The 16,868-nt window shown below is 72.7% G+C and carries 13 protein-coding genes and 2 pseudogenes; 6 read left to right on the top strand and 9 right to left on the bottom strand.

Annotated elements, in window-relative coordinates; genetic code table 11:
• Nucleotides 1-109: 109 nt before the first annotated feature.
• Together Ae150APs1_RS21625 and Ae150APs1_RS21620 are read right to left on the bottom strand one after the other, a co-directional pair.
• A pseudogene (locus tag Ae150APs1_RS21625) lies at nt 110-1,663 on the bottom strand (cation acetate symporter); the annotation flags it as partial.
• A 53-nt stretch (nt 1,664-1,716) separates the two neighbouring features.
• Nucleotides 1,717-2,064 (bottom strand): DUF485 domain-containing protein, encoded by a 348-nt coding sequence (locus Ae150APs1_RS21620; RefSeq protein ID WP_050802386.1) that lies wholly within the window; start codon nt 2,062-2,064, stop codon nt 1,717-1,719.
• A gap of 221 nt (nt 2,065-2,285) precedes the next feature.
• On the opposite strand from Ae150APs1_RS21620, the gene Ae150APs1_RS21615 reads away from it, so the two are divergent.
• Nucleotides 2,286-2,708 (top strand): organic hydroperoxide resistance protein, encoded by a 423-nt coding sequence (locus tag Ae150APs1_RS21615; RefSeq protein ID WP_075299934.1) that lies wholly within the window; start codon nt 2,286-2,288, stop codon nt 2,706-2,708.
• A gap of 1 nt (nt 2,709) precedes the next feature.
• Here the strand turns inward: Ae150APs1_RS21615 and Ae150APs1_RS21610 are convergent, their stop codons facing one another.
• Genes Ae150APs1_RS21610 through ctaD form a run of 3 tightly spaced genes read right to left on the bottom strand, consistent with a single transcriptional unit; the run spans nt 2,710 to nt 6,471 of the window.
• Nucleotides 2,710-3,459, bottom strand: coding sequence for a peptidyl-tRNA hydrolase (locus Ae150APs1_RS21610; protein WP_075299933.1), 750 nt, complete (start codon nt 3,457-3,459; stop codon nt 2,710-2,712).
• Nucleotides 3,456-4,679, bottom strand: a complete 1,224-nt coding sequence (serB, locus tag Ae150APs1_RS21605) for a phosphoserine phosphatase SerB (protein WP_083680459.1) — start codon at nt 4,677-4,679, stop codon at nt 3,456-3,458. The genes Ae150APs1_RS21610 and serB overlap by 4 nt, the downstream gene beginning before the upstream one ends.
• Nucleotides 4,680-4,716: 37 nt before the next feature.
• Nucleotides 4,717-6,471 carry a cytochrome c oxidase subunit I gene (ctaD, locus tag Ae150APs1_RS21600; protein WP_075302392.1) on the bottom strand — a complete coding sequence of 585 codons (1,755 nt, stop codon included), beginning with the start codon at nt 6,469-6,471 and terminating at the stop codon, nt 4,717-4,719.
• A gap of 506 nt (nt 6,472-6,977) precedes the next feature.
• Here ctaD and Ae150APs1_RS21595 point away from each other — a divergent pair.
• A complete protein-coding gene (locus Ae150APs1_RS21595) occupies nt 6,978-7,844 on the top strand; it encodes an acyltransferase family protein (RefSeq protein WP_249266422.1) in 867 nt (288 codons plus the stop codon).
• Here Ae150APs1_RS21595 and Ae150APs1_RS21590 read toward each other — a convergent pair.
• The 3 genes and pseudogenes from Ae150APs1_RS21590 to Ae150APs1_RS34700 form a co-directional block, all read right to left on the bottom strand.
• On the bottom strand, nt 7,841-8,647 hold the full coding sequence (locus Ae150APs1_RS21590; RefSeq protein WP_010231632.1) for a PIG-L family deacetylase: 807 nt from the start codon (nt 8,645-8,647) through the stop codon (nt 7,841-7,843). The genes Ae150APs1_RS21595 and Ae150APs1_RS21590 overlap by 4 nt on opposite strands.
• Nucleotides 8,648-8,703: 56 nt before the next feature.
• Nucleotides 8,704-10,104 (bottom strand): VWA domain-containing protein, encoded by a 1,401-nt coding sequence (locus Ae150APs1_RS32210; RefSeq protein WP_349289914.1) that lies wholly within the window; start codon nt 10,102-10,104, stop codon nt 8,704-8,706.
• Nucleotides 10,105-10,113: 9 nt separating this feature from the next.
• Nucleotides 10,114-10,575, bottom strand: a pseudogene (locus tag Ae150APs1_RS34700) (MoxR family ATPase); the annotation flags it as partial.
• Nucleotides 10,576-10,866: 291 nt separating this feature from the next.
• Between Ae150APs1_RS34700 and Ae150APs1_RS21580 the strand changes: the two are divergent.
• From Ae150APs1_RS21580 to boxB, 4 genes are all read left to right on the top strand, one after another.
• Nucleotides 10,867-12,528 carry a benzoate-CoA ligase family protein gene (locus Ae150APs1_RS21580; RefSeq protein ID WP_083680282.1) on the top strand — a complete coding sequence of 554 codons (1,662 nt, stop codon included), beginning with the start codon at nt 10,867-10,869 and terminating at the stop codon, nt 12,526-12,528.
• A 100-nt stretch (nt 12,529-12,628) separates the two neighbouring features.
• Entirely contained in the window at nt 12,629-13,072 is a 444-nt protein-coding gene (locus Ae150APs1_RS21575; protein WP_010225249.1) for a GNAT family N-acetyltransferase, read from the top strand.
• A gap of 84 nt (nt 13,073-13,156) precedes the next feature.
• A complete protein-coding gene (gene boxC, locus Ae150APs1_RS21570; RefSeq protein ID WP_075299929.1) occupies nt 13,157-14,866 on the top strand; it encodes a 2,3-epoxybenzoyl-CoA dihydrolase in 1,710 nt (569 codons plus the stop codon).
• Between the two features lie 4 nt (nt 14,867-14,870).
• A complete protein-coding gene (gene boxB / locus Ae150APs1_RS21565) occupies nt 14,871-16,283 on the top strand; it encodes a benzoyl-CoA 2,3-epoxidase subunit BoxB (protein ID WP_075299927.1) in 1,413 nt (470 codons plus the stop codon).
• On the opposite strand, the gene Ae150APs1_RS21560 is transcribed toward boxB, so the two are convergent.
• Complete coding sequence (locus Ae150APs1_RS21560) at nt 16,240-16,830, bottom strand: hypothetical protein (RefSeq protein ID WP_075299925.1); 591 nt, start codon at nt 16,828-16,830, stop codon at nt 16,240-16,242. The genes boxB and Ae150APs1_RS21560 overlap by 44 nt on opposite strands.
• Nucleotides 16,831-16,868: the final 38 nt, after the last annotated feature.

The raw sequence follows: 16,868 nt of genomic DNA, 5'->3' as shown, positions 1-16,868 counted from the left end.
GGCCCCTCGCCCCCGCCGGTTCCGGGTGGCCGCGCTGCGCCACCGGGTCCCGGCCGGGTGCACCGGGGCGGTGCCGTCCGAGCGGGGGCGGGGAGGCGGCGTCGCCGGTCACCGCGCGCTGCACCCCGGCCCCGGTCAGCGCCCGGACCGACATCTGCGCGAAGCCCGCGGCGTCGGGCCGCTCGGCTCCCAGCACCGAGCCGAGATAGCCCAGCAGGAAGCCCGCCGGTACGGAGACCAGGCCCGGGTTGCTCAGCGGGAACCACGCGAAGTCGAGATCGGGCAGCATCGATCCCGGCGTGCCCGACACCGCGGGCGAGAAGACGATCAGGGTCAGGGTGACCGTGAGTCCCCCGTAGATACTCCACACCGCGCCGGTGGTGGTGAACCGCTTCCAGAACAGTGAGTACAGCAGGGTCGGCAGGTTCGCCGACGCGGCCATGGCGAACGTCAGGGCCGCCAGGAACGCGATGTTCTGGCCGTTGGCGAGGATCCCGCCCGCGATGCCGACCAGGCCGATGACCAGCGTGACCCGGCGCGCGACCCGGACCTCCTCCTCGGCGGTGGCCTTGCCGTTGCGGATCAGCTGCGCGTAGACGTCGTGCGCGAACGCCGCGGCCGCGGTGATCATGAGTCCGGCGACGACGGCGAGGATCGTCGCGAACGCCACCGCCGAGACCAGCGCGAGCAGCACCGGCCCGCCGATCTGCAGCGCCAGCAGCGGCGCGGCCGAGTTGACGCCGCCGGGCGCGGCCAGGATCGCCTGCGGGCCCACCAGCGCGGTGGCGCCGTAGCCGAGGACGAGCACCAGCAGGAAGAACGTGCCGATGATCCAGATCGCCGACACCACGGACCGCCGGGCCTGACGGGCGTCGGGAGCCGTGTAGAAGCGCATCATGATGTGCGGGAGCCCGGCCACCCCGAGCACTCCCCCGAGCGCCAGTGACAGCAGGTCGAGGTTCGCGGTGAGGCTGCCGCCGTAGAGCAGCCCGGGCTGCAGGACCGCCTCGCCGCCGGGGTGGTTCTCGACCGCCGACGTGAGCAGGGCGGGCAGGCTCAGGCCGGAGGCTCCGAGCACGAACGCCGCCATCACCAGGCCGGTGACGAGCAGCAGGCAGGCCTTCACGATCTGGATCCAGGTCGCGCCGGCCATGCCGCCGACCAGGACGTAGCCGATCACGACCGCACCGACGCCGGCGATCACCGCGGACTGGGCGGCGCGGTCGGTGACGTTGAGCAGCAGCGCGATCAGACCGCCCGCGCCGGCGAGCTGCCCGAGCAGGTAGAGCGTCGAGATCACCACCGCCGAGGTGGCTGCCGCGGCCCGGACCGGCCGCTTCCGCAACCGGTACCCCAGGACGTCGGCCATCGTGTAGCGGCCGGTGTTGCGCAGCAGCTCGGCGACGAAGAACAGCGCCACCAGCCAGGCCACGAAGGCCACCACCGCGTAGATGTACCCATCCGGGCCGGCGACGGCGACCGCGCCGACGATGCCCAGGAACGTCGCGGCCGAGAGGAAGTCGCCGGACAGGGCGAGCCCGTTCTCCGTCCCGGAGAACCGGCTCCCGGCGGTGTAGTAGTCCGAGGTCGCCACCCCCGACCGTCGCCGGACCCGCATCACGAGGACGAAGGCGAACAGGATGAACGCGGTGAACACGGCCATGTTCAGCACCGGGTCCCCCGGTGCGGGCACCGCCGCGGCGAGGATCGCCCCGCTCACGTGCGGACCCCCTCGAGCCGGCCGCGGATCTCGTCGGCGAGCGGGTCGAGCCGGCGGTTCGCGTACCGGACGTAGGCGGCGGTGAGCGCGAAGGTCGAGACGAACTGGGCGACGGCCAGCACCAGCACCAGCGTGAGGTCCCCGACGACCTTGGTGCCCATCAGCCCGGGGGCCCAGGCGTTGAGCCCGATGAAGACGAAGAACCAGAGCAGGAACCCGGCCGTCGCGGGGAGGACGAATCGCAGCAGGCGGCCGCGGAGCTCCTCGAACTGCGGGCTCTCGGCCGCCGCGACCCACACGTCCCGGCCGGCTCCCCCGAGACCCGGCGGGGTGGGGGGATACACCGGGGGCGGTGACAATTCACGGGGGTAGTTCATACTCTCCGTAATGAGAGACCTCTTTGCGGGTTATGTGGGTCACACAAGCACTACGGTGTCGCCCCGATATTCGCCGCTCTCGACACGGTCCGTGTCACTACGCAACGCCGCCGACGACGCCGTGCTGCGCGCCCCGGGTCCCCGCGTTAGGTTGTGCGCAATCGAAACCACGACACGAGGAGCAGAGCATGGCGGACGCGGTGTACACGACCGAGGCGATCTCGTCGGGCGGTGGCCGGGACGGCCGGATCCGCACCGATGACGGCTTCATCGACCAGGACCTGAAGATGCCCCCCGGCCTCGGCGGCCCCGGTGGCGCGACCAACCCCGAGCAGCTGTTCGCCGCCGCGTACGCGAGTTGCTTCCACGGTGCGCTGCGCCTCGTCGCGGGGAAGAAGAAGGTGGCGGTCCCGGACGGCGCCACCGTCACCGCGCAGGTGAGCCTCGCCCCGGACGACACCAGCTTCGCCGTCTCGGCGCAGATCACCGCGAACCTGCCGGGCCTCGACCAGGCCGACGCCGACGCGCTCGTCGAGGCCGCGCACCAGGTGTGCCCGTACTCGAAGGCCACCCGCGGCAACGTCGACGTCCAGCTGGCGGCGACGGTCTGAGTCAGCCCGGGTGCTCGACCCCGAGGCACGTGACCGTGCCCGGGGCGACCTCGGTGAACCCGGCGTCCCGGACCGCGACGAGTCCGGGCTCGCCCCGCTCCAGCGCCGTGCGGTACCGCTCCCAGTCGGCGGGGCGGGGGGTCCGCACGGCGCACCGGGGCACGCCCGGCTCCTCGGCGACCGGCCAGCCGCCGACGGCTCCGAGGATCATCGTGGCGTGCCCCACCTGGGCCGCCGCCTTGCCGACGGACATCTCCACGTGCGGGTTCAGCAGCACCAGGGGCGTGTCCGCGGGCGGTGCACCGGGGTCGTCCGGCTCCAGCTCGGTCCCCCCGATCTGGAGCCGGGAGACGGTCTTCGGGACGTCGTCGACCGGGCCGGGGAGCAACGCCCGGGCCTCCGCTCCGCCGACCTCGACGGTCACGCCGGGCAGGTCCTGCACCGCCCGCCAGTGCGCCCCACGCGCCCGGCGGGCGATCTTGCGGATGCGGCCGTCGATCCAGGTCTCGACGGCGTCGTGCCACTCGCCACCCGGCTGGGCCCGCGGGTCCAGGCACACCGCCACCGCGGCGGTCGCGGCCGCCTCCAGGAGCGGGGTACGGCCCGGGAGCGGGTCGCGTTCGATGCGCAGGACCACCGGCATGGCGCGGACGACGCCGTCCGGCTCGGGCGGGATCTCCCGGCGGCGTGCTCCGGTGCCGTAGCGCTCGGCGAGCAGACCGAGGACGGGGTCACCGACCACGTCGCTCACGCGATCGGGACCCGCCGCAGCACGCCCTCCTCGGCGTCCGCGGCCTCCACCTCGTCGCGGGTGATCCCCAGGACGAACAGCACGACGTCGAGGTAGGGCACCGTCACCGAGGTGTCCGCGACGTCGCGCAGCGCCTGCTTGGCGTTGAACGCGACGCCGAGCCCGGCGGTGGAGAGCATGTCGATGTCGTTGGCGCCGTCGCCGACCGCGACCGACTGCCCGATCGGGATCTCGTGGGCCTCGGCGAACCGGCGCAGCGCGACCGCCTTGCCGGGCCGGTCGACGACCTCGCCGGTGACCCGGCCGGTCAGCCTGCCGTCGACGATCTCCAGCTCGTTCGCGGCGACGAAGTCGAGCTTGAGCTCGTCGGCCAGGCCGGCGATCACCTGGGTGAACCCGCCGGACACGACGCCGCAGCGGTAGCCGAGGCGCTTCAGCGTGCGGATCGTCGTCCGCGCGCCCGGGGTGAGCTCGATCTCGGCCGCGACCTCGTCGACGACCGAGGCGGGCAGCCCCTTCAGGGCCGAGACCCGCGCCGCGAGCGACTCGGCGAAGTCCAGGTTCCCGGCCATCGCCTCCTCGGTGACCCGGCGGACCTCGGCCTCGACGTCCGCCCCGGCCCGCGCGGCCAGCATCTCGATGATCTCGCCCTGGATGAGGGTGGAGTCGACGTCGAAGACGATCAGCCGCTTGCTGCGGCGGGCGAGGCCGGCCCGCGCGACGGCGACGTCCACACCGGCCGACCGGGCGACCTCGACCAGGCGCTTGCGCAGCGTGCCGGGCGGGTAGGAGTCGGCGTCGCCGTCCGGGACCGGGGAGACCAGCAGCTCCAGCCCGGTGACGGGGTAGTCGGCGACCCGGCGGATGGCGTCGATGTTCGCGCCCACCGCGGCCAGCTCGGCCGCGATCGCGCCGAACGCGCGGGCGGTGATCGGCCGCCCGAGCACCGTGACGACGTGGGTCGGCTGCGGACGGGGATCGGTGCGCCCGTCGCGCTGGATCTCGATGTGGACCGACATGTCGATCGAGTCCATGGCCTCGCCCACGGACTCCTGCAGGTCCTCGGGATCACCCTGCGGGACGACGAGCGCCCCGAGGGTCAGCCGCCCGTTGACGACCACCTGCTCCAGGTCGAGGAGCTCGACACCGGCGGCGGTGAGGGCGGCGAAGAGGACGGAGCTGACACCCGGACGGTCCGGCCCGGTCACCGTGACGAGCACGGTGGACGGGGCCGGACCGGGAGCGGCTACCGCCACCTCAGTTGGACTTGGGATCGTCGTCCGGCCAGGACTCCTTGCCGACCTCCTTGGCCAGCACCTCCGTCGGGTGTGCCCGGCCACCGACGTGCGCCTCGGCGCGCGCCTTCTCGACCAGGTGCGGGTAGTGCAGGTCGAACGCCGGCCGCTCGGACCGGATCCGGGGCAGCTCGGTGAAGTTGTGCCGCGGCGGCGGGCAGGAGGTCGCCCACTCCAGCGAGTTGCCGAAGCCCCACGGGTCGTCCGACTGCACGACGCGACCGAACCGGTAGCTCTTGAACACGTTGTAGAAGAACGGCAGCGTCGACGCACCGAGCACGAACGCACCGATCGAGGAGATCATGTTCAGTGTCGTGAAGCCGTCCATCGGCAGGTAGTCGGCGTACCGGCGCGGGTAGCCCTCGTTGCCCAGCCAGTGCTGCACCAGGAACGTCAGGTGGAACCCGACGAAGGTCAGCCAGAAGTGGATCTTGCCGAGGGTCTCGTCGAGGAACCGCCCGGTCATCTTCGGGAACCAGAAGTAGATCCCGCCGAACGTCGCGAACACGATCGTGCCGTAGAGCACGTAGTGGAAGTGCGCGACGACGAAGTACGTGTCCGACACGTGGAAGTCCACCGGCGGCATCGCGAGCAGGATGCCGGTCAGGCCACCGAAGAGGAACGTGACGAGGAAGCCGACCGAGAACAGCATCGGCGTCTCGTGGGTGATCTTGCCCTTCCACAGGGTCCCGATCCAGTTGACGAACTTGACGCCCGTCGGGATCGCGATCAGGAACGTGGTGAAGGAGAAGAACGCCAGCATGACCGCGCCGGTGGCGTACATGTGGTGCGCCCACACCGCGACCGACAGCGCCGCGATCGCGATCGTCGCGAAGACGAGGCCCTTGTAGCCGAACAGCGGCTTGCGCGAGAAGACCGGGAAGATCTCCGACACGATGCCGAAGAACGGCAGCGCGACGATGTAGACCTCGGGATGGCCGAAGAACCAGAACAGGTGCTGCCAGAGCACCACACCGCCGTGCTCCGGGTTGAACACGTTCGCACCGAGGTGCCGGTCCGCGGCCAGGCCCAGCAGGGCCGCGGTCAGGATCGGGAACGCGATCAGGATCAGCAGCGCGGTGATGAAGATGTTCCAGGTGAAGATCGGCAGCCGGAACATCGTCATGCCCGGCGCGCGCATGCAGACGATCGTGGTGATGAAGTTGACGCCACCCAGGATCGTGCCCAGGCCGGAGACGACCAGGCCCATGATCCACAGGTCGCCACCGACGCCCGGCGAGCGGATCGCGTCGGACAGCGGGGTGTAGGCGAACCAGCCGAAGTCCGCGGCGCCGCCCGGGGTCAGGAACCCGGAGACGACGATGATCCCGCCGAACAGGTAGAGCCAGTACGAGAACGAGTTCAACCGGGGGAACGCCACGTCGGGCGCGCCGATCTGCAGCGGCACGATGTAGTTGGCGAAGCCGAACAGCATCGGCGTCGCGAACAGCAGCAGCATGATCGTGCCGTGCATCGTGAACAGCTGGTTGTACTGCTCGGTGGACAGGAACTGCAGCTCCGGTCGCGCGAGCTCGGCGCGGATCAGCAGCGCCATCACGCCGCCGACCGCGAAGAACGCGAACGACGTGCAGAGGTACAGGATCGCGATGTCCTTCGGATCCGTCGTCCTCAGCATCCTGAGGAACGTGGATCCCTTGCCCTCCCGGCGCGCCGGATACGGGCGCGTCAAGATCGGCTTGGGCTCGACCGCTGTCACCTGGGCCTCCATGCACTTGCCTGACCTGAGCACGTCCTCGCGGACGGGAGGACCTTACTTCCCGACCGGCGAGTGCCGCCCGTCCGGTCGGTGAAGATCCACCCGGGGTCCCCCGACCGTTCGCGCGTCGCGCGCCGATTGTGCTCTACGAAGGGTAGAACCGACACCCCCCGGGCGCGCAGTCAGGGCCTCCTTCGGGGGCGTGGGAGGGCGCGGAGGGTGCCGCGCTTACCGTGTCGGGGTGGTCGTGCCGACTCCTCCAGAGCCCGGCCGGCCGGGGTCCCGGCGGCGGGAACCCGGCTGGGACGTGCTGCGCAGCGGGTTCGTCCTGCTGGTGGTGCTCTACCACGCCACGCACCTCGGACCGGTGCTCCATCCGGAGCTCATCCCCCGCCGGCTCTCCTTCGACCACCAGGTCGGCGCGAGCCTGCTGCTGGTCGTCTCCGCCTACTTCGCGTGCGCCACCCTCGGCAAGCACTCCCCGGGCCAGCTACTGGTGGGGCCGGGTGGCGCGGCTGCTGCCGGCCTTCCTCGTCGCCGTCCCGGTGGCCTGGGTGGCGCTGCGCTTCCTCTCCCCCGAGGACTGGGCCTCGCCCGACGCGCGCGAGGTCGTCGTCAACTGGCTGATGCTGGGGAACTGGGACACGGTCCGGTACCCGTGGCTCGACCCGGCCTTCTGGACGCTGCCCCTGCAGCTGATGGCCTTCACCGCCGCGGCGGTGCTCAGCACGACCCGGTGGGGCTTCGGCCCGCGGCTGCGGGTGCTGCTGTGGACGATGGTGCTCGTCCCGCTGCTGCTCTGGCCGCTGCGGGCCCGGCCGGGCGACCCGGCCGACCCGCCCGAGTGGTACCGGATGATCGTCGACGGCTTCGGGTTCCACCGGCTGCACCTGTTCGTCGCCGGGATCGCCGTCTGGCTGTGGTCGACCCGGCGGATGGGCAACGGGCACGCGCTCGCACTGCTGGCGTTCTGCGGGCTCGCGCAGTTCGTGCACGGCCTCATGCCCGGCCCGGACGGGGTGCTGCGGGTCGATCTCGACCACATCGACGCGGTCGCCGCGGCACTCGTGTGCGTCGGCATCGCGCTGGTCGCGCTCGTCGCCCGGCTCCCCCGCCCCGGCGGCTGGATACCGGCGCCGCTCGCGACCGCCTTCCGCAGGCTCGCCGGCATCTCCTACGGCGTCTACCTGATGCACCAGACCGTCGGCTACGTGGTGATGCGCCGGCTCCAGGACGTCGGCGTGGGGCCGCTGCTGCAGTCCGCGGCGATGCTGGTCGTCGCGGTACTGCTCGGCTGGCTGCTGACCCGGCTCCTCGAACGCCCCGCGCACGGGGTGCTCATGCGCAGCTGGGACCGGGTGGCCGCCCGCTAGCGCAGCGGCTCGAACACGTCGGTCCAGACGTCCGGCGCGGAGGCCGGGTTCGGCTGCACGTCGACGATGTAGAACTCGGTGCCCAGGCCCATCGCGAACACCGGCTCGGGCATGGTCAGCATGAAGTGGTCCGGGCCCATCTGGCTGGCGTGCGCCCGCATCGAGGCGCGCTTGGTCTCGGCGTACTCGACGGCCTCCACCCGGTGTGTGATCTCCGACTCGGGCTTGCCGAACGAGCCGTCGTCGGGGAGCTCGGGCATCTGCCAGTCGCCGCCGCGCTCCTTCTGGAGGCCCCGCATCCCGCGCATCAGCCAGTCCCGGTTGGTGGTGTTCTGCGCGACCACCGGGACACCGGCGAGCTCGCCGGCACGGGCGCCGACCCGGTGCACCTGGATGTGGTCGGGGTGGCCGTAGCCGCCGTTGTCGTCGTAGGTGGTGAGGACGTCCGCCTCCTCCTCCTCGCAGATCAGCGCGAGGCGCCGGGCGGCGTGCTCCACCGACGCCTGCCAGAAGCAGTACGGCGCGTCGTTCGTCGGGTCGCCCATCATCCCGGAGTCGACGTAGCCGAGGAACTCGACGCGCGCGACGCCGAGCACGCGGGCGGACTCGTGACACTCCGCGGAGCGGCGCACCGGGAGCTGCTCGCCGTCGGCGAGCACCCCGGGCACCGGCTCGCCGAGCTCGCCGCGGGTGGCGAACACGAGCACGACACGGTGTCCGAGCGCGGCGGCCTTGGCGAGCGTGCCGGCGGTGCCGATCGACTCGTCGTCGGGATGGGCGTGAAAGCTGACGAGGGTCCCCACGGCGGGCGACACTACGCAGCCGTCGTGCCGCGCCGCGGGCGGCTCCTCGGTCCGGCTCAGCCCAGGATCCGGGTCAGCGCCGGACCGACCTCCGCCAGCCGTGACACGGTGGTGTGCACGCCCCCGCCGCGGGCGGCGAGCGCCCCGGCCGCCCGCAGCGCCGCCGGGTCGGGGTCGCCGGGCTGCGGCAGCAGCACGTGCAGCCGGTCGATCCCGGCGAGCGCGGTGAGCGGGTCGTCGCCGCTGGTGTGCAGGCAGTCCGACAGCAGCACGACGGTGCGCTCCTCGGCGACCGCCCCGGCGAGCTGCACCGACGCGGCCCGCAGCGCGGCCGCGACGTCGGTGACCCCGTGGCCCCGGACGGCGACCAGCTCGCCGACGAGGTCGTCGGCCGGACGGGGCACGCCCTGCGTGGCGAGCGTCCGCACCTCCGAGCCGAAGACGAGCACGCCGGGGTCCTGCGGCCCGCCCGCGGTCCCGCCACTCGTGCAGGCCAGCACCACGCCCGCGGCGGCGACGGCGGCGAGCGCCACCGCGTCGCCCTGCATCGACCCGGAGACGTCGACGGCCAGCACCACGGCCCTGCGGTGCGCCGTCCAGTCCCGGGTGACGACGTCGGCCGGTCCCGGACGGCGCGCGTGCGGGCCCGGCTGCCAGCCGTCGAGCGTCCGGTCGAGGTCGAGGTCGCCCTGCCCGCCGGGCCGGGGCCCGAGCCTCCGGGTGCCGCGCGACCGGGCGGGCCCGACCCGGCCCAGCCGCAGGAACACCCGCCCGGCCAGGCGCCGGGCCCGGGCCCGCAGCTGCGCGTCGGTGGCGACCGCGAGATCGGCGAGCAACGCCGCGGCGGCCTCAGGGTCGGCGGCGAGCGCGTCGTCGAACGCGGCGTCGTCGAGCTCGCCGAGCTCCGGCGAGACCGCGGCGAAGCCCTCGTGCCGGGACGCGAGCTCGTCGCGGCCCAGCGTGCGGGGCCCGCGCGCTGGCCGGCCCCGGCGCGAGGTGTCCGGCGCCCCGTCAGCGGGGGCCGGACTCCCGGCTTTTCCCGGACCCTCACCGCCGTCCGCGGGAGGGTTCTCCTCGTCGCCGGGTGCGGGCGGCTCGGGTGGGGACTCGGCGTCGGGCGGCCAGACGTCGTCGAGGATCTCATCGAGCACCGCCTCCGGGGTCCGGTCGACGCCGTCGGCGACGCGGATCCGGCCGGAGAGCGCCGCGTGCATGGCGTCGCGCGCGGTGTCCCGGCCGGTGGGGTCCTCGCCGCGCATCGCGGCCAGCCCGTCGACGACGTGCGCGAGGTCGATCGCGCCCCGCACCGAGGAGCCGGTGCGGACGTCGCGGTGCTCGCGGGTGCGCCGGGTCAGCGCCACCGCCAGCGCGACGGCCGCCGGGTCGCGCCCGGTCACGGCGCCGGTGATCCGCCGCTCGGCGGCCTCCGGCTGGTAGCCGAGGACGACCCGGCACATCCGGTCGGCGATGGCCTGGCTGACCCGGGCGGTGCCGACGGCGTCGAACGGGTTCATCGCCGCGATCAGCCGGAAGCCGGGCCCGGCGGGGACCGTGCCCAGCCGGGGCACGGTGATCTCGCCCTCGGTGAGGACCGTGATCAGGACGTTCAGCGTCTCCTCGGGGATCCGGTTCATCTCCTCGAGGTAGAGGAGCCCGGAGTCGCCGTCACCGCGCAGCGCGGTGAGCAGCGGCCCGTCGACGAACGCGGCGGGGCCGTAGCCGTCGGTGAGGACCTGGGCCGGGTCGAAGGCGCCGACGAGCCGGGCCGGGGTCAGCTCGGCGTTGCCCTCCACGAACACCGTCCGGCGGCCGGACTCGCGCGCGATCGCGTGCAGCAGCGTCGACTTGCCGGTGCCCGGCGGGCCCTCCAGCACGACGTGGCGGCCGGTCGCGAGGGCGACCGTGAGCACCTCGCGCTGCCGGTCGAGCCCGACGAGCGGTACCGGTGACGCACCCGCGGCCGGCGTGACCTGCGGGGACGAGGGGACTGGGGACTGGGGACTGGGGACTGGGGACTGGGGACTGGGGACTGGGGACTGGGGACTGGGGACTGGGGACTGGGGACAACGCTGTCACCGCGGCGACCTCCTGGTGTCGACTGCCGATCAGCTCACCACACGGGCGCCGGGAACGCACCGGCGTCGATCTACGAACCGTTGACGGCACGTCCGATGTGTGTAGCATCACAGACTCCCGAACCGGCACAGGAGCCACCCACCATGGCCGATGTCGTCAACGCCGACGAGCCCGCCCGTTCCACCCCGATCCCGGCGCCCCGCGGCAGCGCGGACGCCTTCAACGCCGCCGCCCACCTCACGTCCGCGCGGGTCGCCGCGGGCGACGGCGACCGCACCGCCGTCCGGTTCCCCGGCGGTGCGCTCACCTACGCCGGGCTGACCGACCGCGTCCGCGCGGTGGCCGGGGCGCTGCGCGCCGTGGGCGTGCGTCCCGAGCAGCGGGTCCTGATGGTGATGCCCGACGACGTCGAGCTCTTCACCGCGATCCTCGGCACCATGTGGGCCGGTGCCGTCGCGGTCCCGAGCTCGACCATGCTCACCGGTCGCGAGCTCGCCGTCCTCGTGCGGGACTCCCGCGCGACGACGGTCATCGGCGGCGAGGCGTTCGCCGCGCAGCTCGCCGAGGCCACGGCCGGGGCCCCGGACCTGGAGCGCGTCGTCACCACCGGCCCGGCGGCGCCGGCGACGCCGCCCGGGGTCGCCTCGCTGACCTGGGACGAGCTGCTCGCCGCCGGCGAGCCGATGCCGGAGCCCGCCCCGACCTGGGCGGAGTCGCAGGCGCTGTGGCTCTACACCTCGGGCACCACCGGGCGGCCCAAGGGCGCGATGCACCGGCACAGCGACATCCGGTTCGCCGGCGAGACCTACGGGACCCAGGTGCTCGGCATCCGGCGCGACGACGTCTGCCTGTCGGTAGCGAAGCTGTTCTTCGCCTACGGCATCGGCAACTCGATGTTCTTCCCGCTGTCGGTGGGCGCCTGCGCGGTGCTGGAGCCCTCGCGGCCGGCCCCGGAGCTGTACTCGCGGCTCGCCGAGGAGCACCGGGCGACGCTGTTCTTCGCCGTCCCCAGCTTCTGGGGCCCGATGATCGCCGCCGACCTGCCCCCGGAACGGTTCGCCACCGTGCGCCGGGGCGCCTCGGCCGGGGAGGCACTCCCGGCCCGGATGTTCCACGGCGTCCGCGACCGCTACGGCTTCGAGGTGCTGGACGGCATCGGGTCCACCGAGGCCCTGCACATCTTCATCTCCAACCGGCCCGGCGAGGTCGTGCCCGGCAGCTCCGGGTTCCCGGTGCCCGGCTACGAGGTGGAGCTCCGCCGCCCGGACGGCAGCGTGATCACCGAGCCGGGCGAGCAGGGGATGCTCTTCGTCGCCGGCGACTCGGTCTGCACCGGCTACTGGTGCCGCACCGAGGTGAACCGGCTGGTGTTCCAGGGCCGCTGGATGCGCACGGGCGACCAGTACGTCCGCAACGCCGACGGGTCCTGGACCTGCCTGGGCCGCGCCGACGACGTCCTCAAGGTCGGCGGCATCTGGGTCTCCCCCGGCGAGGTGGAGACCCGGCTGCTGGAGCACCCCGGGCTGGCCGAGGCGGTCGTCGTCGGGGTGCCGGACGCCGACGGGCTCGACAAGCCGGTCGCGTTCGTCGTGCCGCGCGACGCCGCGGCCGCCCCGAGCTCCGACGAGCTCGTCGCGTTCTGCCGGGACGGGCTGGCGTCGTTCAAGCGTCCCCGGGTCGTCGTCGCGGTGACGGAGCTGCCCAAGACCCCCACCGGGAAGATCCAGCGGTACCGGCTGCGCGAGCAGGCGTCCGGGCTCCCCGGGGTGAGCGGGCAGCAGACCGAAGCGCCGACGGTCGTCTGAGGTCCGAGGTGTCGCAATCAGCGACGATCCCTGGCCCGATCCCGGTCGGGCGGGTTCACTCGCAGACGGCACCCGTCACCCGAGGAGCGAGGAGGCCGGAGTGGACACCTGGGCATGGGTCGCGGAGACCCCGGCGAGCTGGGACGACCGCAAGCGGCAGGTGCTGGGGGGCCTGGATCCCGCACTGTTCGGGCTGGGCCGCCCGGAGTCCGGCGACCCGCTGGGCGACGAGTGGTGGCGGGTCGAGGACGGTGCGGGCCGGACCCTCGGCTACGGCCGCCTCGACGGGTCCTGGGGCGACGCGGAGATCCTCGTCCTGGTCCGCCCGGACGCCCGGGGCGGTGGGGTCGGCGCGTTCGTCCTCGCCCACCTGGAGGCCGAGGCGGGACGTCGCAGGCTCCACTACATCTACAACGTCGTGCCGCACGGTCACCCCGATCCCGAGCAGGTCACCGAGTGGCTGGCCGGGCACGGGTTCGTCCGCAACGACGTCGGCGAGCTGCGCAAGCAGGTCCCCGCGGGGGTCGTGCAGAACTCGGGCTGAGGCGACACTCCACACACTTCCGTCGTCGCGTCGTCTTGTTGTAGCCTTTGAGCCACCGCGACGACGCGAGGAGGCGCCCGTCCCATGAGCGATGCCGGCCCCACCACCGATGCCGGGTCCCCCGCCGTCGACTTCGACCGGGACCCGTCGACGTACCGGCACTGGCAGCTGGAGATCGACCCGGAGAACCCGGCCGTCGCCCGGGTGAAGCTCGACGTCGACGAGGACGGCGGTCTCGTCCCCGGCTACGAGCTGAAGATGAACTCGTACGACCTCGGCGTCGACATCGAGCTCTACGACATCACCCAGCGGCTCCGCTTCACCCACCCCGGCGTGAAGGCCGTGGTGCTGACCAGTGGACGCGACCGCAACTTCTGCGCCGGGGCGAACATCCGGATGCTCGCCGGGGCGCCGCACCCGTGGAAGGTGAACTTCTGCAAGTTCACCAACGAGACCCGCAACGGCATCGAGGACGCCACCGAGCACTCCGGCCAGCGCTGGATCGCCGCCCTCAACGGCACCGCCGCCGGTGGCGGCTACGAGATGGCACTGGCCTGCGAGGACATCCTGCTGATCGACGACAACTCGTCGACGGTCGCGCTGCCCGAGGTCCCGCTGCTCGGCGTGCTGCCCGGCACCGGCGGCCTGACCCGGGTCACCGACAAGCGGAAGGTCCGCAAGGACCGCGCCGACGTCTTCGCCACCAGGTCCGAGGGCTTCGGCGGGAAGCAGGCCGTCGAGTGGAAGCTCGTCGACGAGGTGATCCCGAAGCGGAAGTGGGACGAGACGGTCCGGGAGCGGGCCGACGCGGCCGCCGCGGCGTCGTCCCGGCTGCCCGGCGGCGCGGGGATCGAGCTGCCGCCGCTGCAGCGCACCGAGAACGACGAGGGGATCTTCTACCCGCACGTCCGCGCGGAGTTCGACCGCGACCGCGGGCTGGTCGAGATCACCGTCGACGGGCCGGACGGCGGCGTGCCGTCGTCGCTGGAGCGGGTCTACGAGCTGGGCGCGGACTTCTGGCCGCTGGCCGTGACCCGCCAGCTCGACGACCTGGTCCTCCGGCTGCGCAGCAACGAGCTGGAGCTGGGCACCTGGATCGTCCGGACCCGCGGCGACGTCGAGGACGCGCTGGCCTTCGAGAAGGTCATCGAGGAGCACTCGTCGTCGGACTGGCTGGTCAACGAGATCCGGCACTACTTCAAGCGCACCCTCAAGCGGCTCGACGTGACCTCGCGCTCGCTGATCGCGCTGATCGAGCCCGGCTCCTGCTTCGCCGGGGCGCTGCTGGAGCTGGCCCTGGCCTGCGACCGGCAGTACATGCTGGACGGCACGCTCGACGAGGACGACTCGGAGCAGCAGGACGAGGCCCAGATCATGCTCACGGCGTCGAACTTCGGGACGTTCCCGATGGGCAACGGCGTGACCCGGCTGGGCTCGCGGTTCCACGGCGACGACGACCACGTCGCCAAGCTCCGGCAGGAGGTGGGCCGGCGGATCGAGGCGCGCGAGGCGCTGGAGCTCGGCCTGGTCACCGATGCCCCGGACGACATCGACTGGGACGACGAGGTCCGGATCATGCTCGAGGAGCGGGCCTCGCTGTCCCCCGACGCCCTGACGGGGATGGAGGCCAACCACCGCTTCGTCGGGCCGGAGACGATGGAGAGCCGCATCTTCGGACGGCTCACCGCCTGGCAGAACTGGATCTTCGTGCGCCCGAACGCCTCCGGACCGGAGGGCGCACTGCGCAAGTACGGGACGGGCCGCAGGGCCGACTTCGACCGCAAGCGGGTGTGAAGCAATGTCGATCGACTACACCGAGAAGATCCCGAACAACGTCGACCTCGACGGCGACCGGAAGCTGCAGCGGGCGCTGGAGTCGTGGCAGCCGAACTTCATCAACTGGTGGAAGACGATGGGCCCGGCCGTGCCGACCCAGGACGTCTACCTGCGCACCGCCGTCGACGTCGGCAAGGAGGGCTGGGCGCAGTTCGGCCACGTCGCGATGGAGGAGTACCGCTGGGGCGTGTTCCTCGCCGAGCGCGGGGACGACCGGCGGATCGCGTTCGGCGAGAACCGCGGCGAGCCGGTGTGGCAGCAGGTGCCCGGCGAGTACCGCGCCGACCTGCAGCGGCTGATCGTCATCCAGGGCGACACCGAGCCGGCGTCGGTGGAGCAGCAGCGCCGCCTCGGGGAGACCGCGCCCAGCCTCTACGACCTGCGGAACCTGTTCCAGGTCAACGTCGAGGAGGGCCGGCACCTCTGGGCGATGGTGTACCTGCTGCACGCCTACTTCGGCCGCAACGGCCGCGAGGAGGCGGAGGCGCTGCTGCACCGCAACTCCGGCGACCTGGACAGCCCGCGGATCCTCGGCGCGTTCAACGAGGAGACGCCGGACTGGCTCAGCTTCTACATGTTCACCTACTTCACCGACCGGGACGGCAAGTACCAGCTCGGTACGCTGAAGGAGTCGGCGTTCGACCCGCTGTCGCGGACCTGCGAGTTCATGCTCAAGGAGGAGGCCCACCACATGTTCGTGGGCACCACCGGCATCGACCGCGTGATCCAGCGGACCTGCGAGCTGATGCGCGAGCACGACACCGCCGACATCGCCCCGCACGGCGGCGTCCCGCTGGACGTGATCCAGAAGTACATCAACTTCCACTACTCGGTGTCGCTGGACCTGTTCGGGTCCGAGCAGTCGACGAACGCGGCCAACTACTTCACCGCCGGGCTCAAGGGCCGCTGGCAGGAAGAGCGCCGCCACGACGACCACCTGCTCACCGATGACGGCTACGACATGGAGCAGGTGCACGACGGCGCGGTGGTCACCGATCAGGTCCCGGCCCTGCTCGCGCTGAACCTGGACCTGCGCAACGAGTACGTGAAGGACTGCCGGTCCGGGCTGAAGCGCTGGAACCGGATCCTCGAGAAGAACGGCTTCGACGGGCGCGTGTACCTGCCGCACGTCGGCTTCAACCGCGAGGTCGGGCTGTTCTCCGGGCACCACGTGACGCCGAAGGGCGACCTCGTCAGCTCGGACGCGTGGGAGGCCCGCAAGGACGGCTGGCTGCCGACGGACGCCGACCGCACGCACGTCCAGAACCTGATGCGGCCCGTCTACGAGCCCGGGAAGATCGCCGGCTGGATCGCGCCGCCGTCGAACGGGATCAACGGGAAGCCGTTCGAGTACGAGTACGTGCACTTCGCCTGAGGTGCAGCAGGGCGACCCCGGCGGCGACGACGAGTGTCGTCGCCGCCCCGGGGACGCTCCCCCGCGCCAGCAGCACCGTCACCACCTCGCCGGCGGCGGCCGCCCCGGCCGTCGCCGTGCAGACCGTGAGGGACGCCGGCCGCCCGGCCGACGCCAGCAGCGCGTGCGCGAGGATCACCCCGCCCACCAGGGAGGTCACCGCACCGAACGGCACCCCGGCCACGATCCCGGCGAGGACGACGCCGAACGCCGCGGTGGCGGGTGGTTCCCAGCGGTGTGCCGGGGTGTCGTCCGCGGTGCCGCCGTACCGGATCCGCGCCTGGCCGAGCCGGTCCGCCGAGTAGCGCCAGCGCGCCCACGGCGAGTCCGGCTTCGCGACCCGTGCGACGCCGGCGATGCCGATCACCGAGACGACCGACAGCGGTGCGAGCAGGGCGATGCGGCGCTTGCCCTTGAGCCAGTGGACGGTGCCGACGGTCGTGACGAGGGTCAGCAGGGCCCCGGCCGGGACGAGGACGTCGTCGATCGGGTCGAGTCCGCCCGTCACGTCGCGCGCCGTCGTCGCATCGGTCCAGGATGCGGGTG

This window comes from Pseudonocardia sp. Ae150A_Ps1, assembly GCF_001932315.1.
Lineage (GTDB): Bacteria > Actinomycetota > Actinomycetes > Mycobacteriales > Pseudonocardiaceae > Pseudonocardia.
The sequence above is the reverse complement of the archived record's forward strand: the minus strand, read 5'-3'. Positions and strand labels throughout refer to the sequence as shown.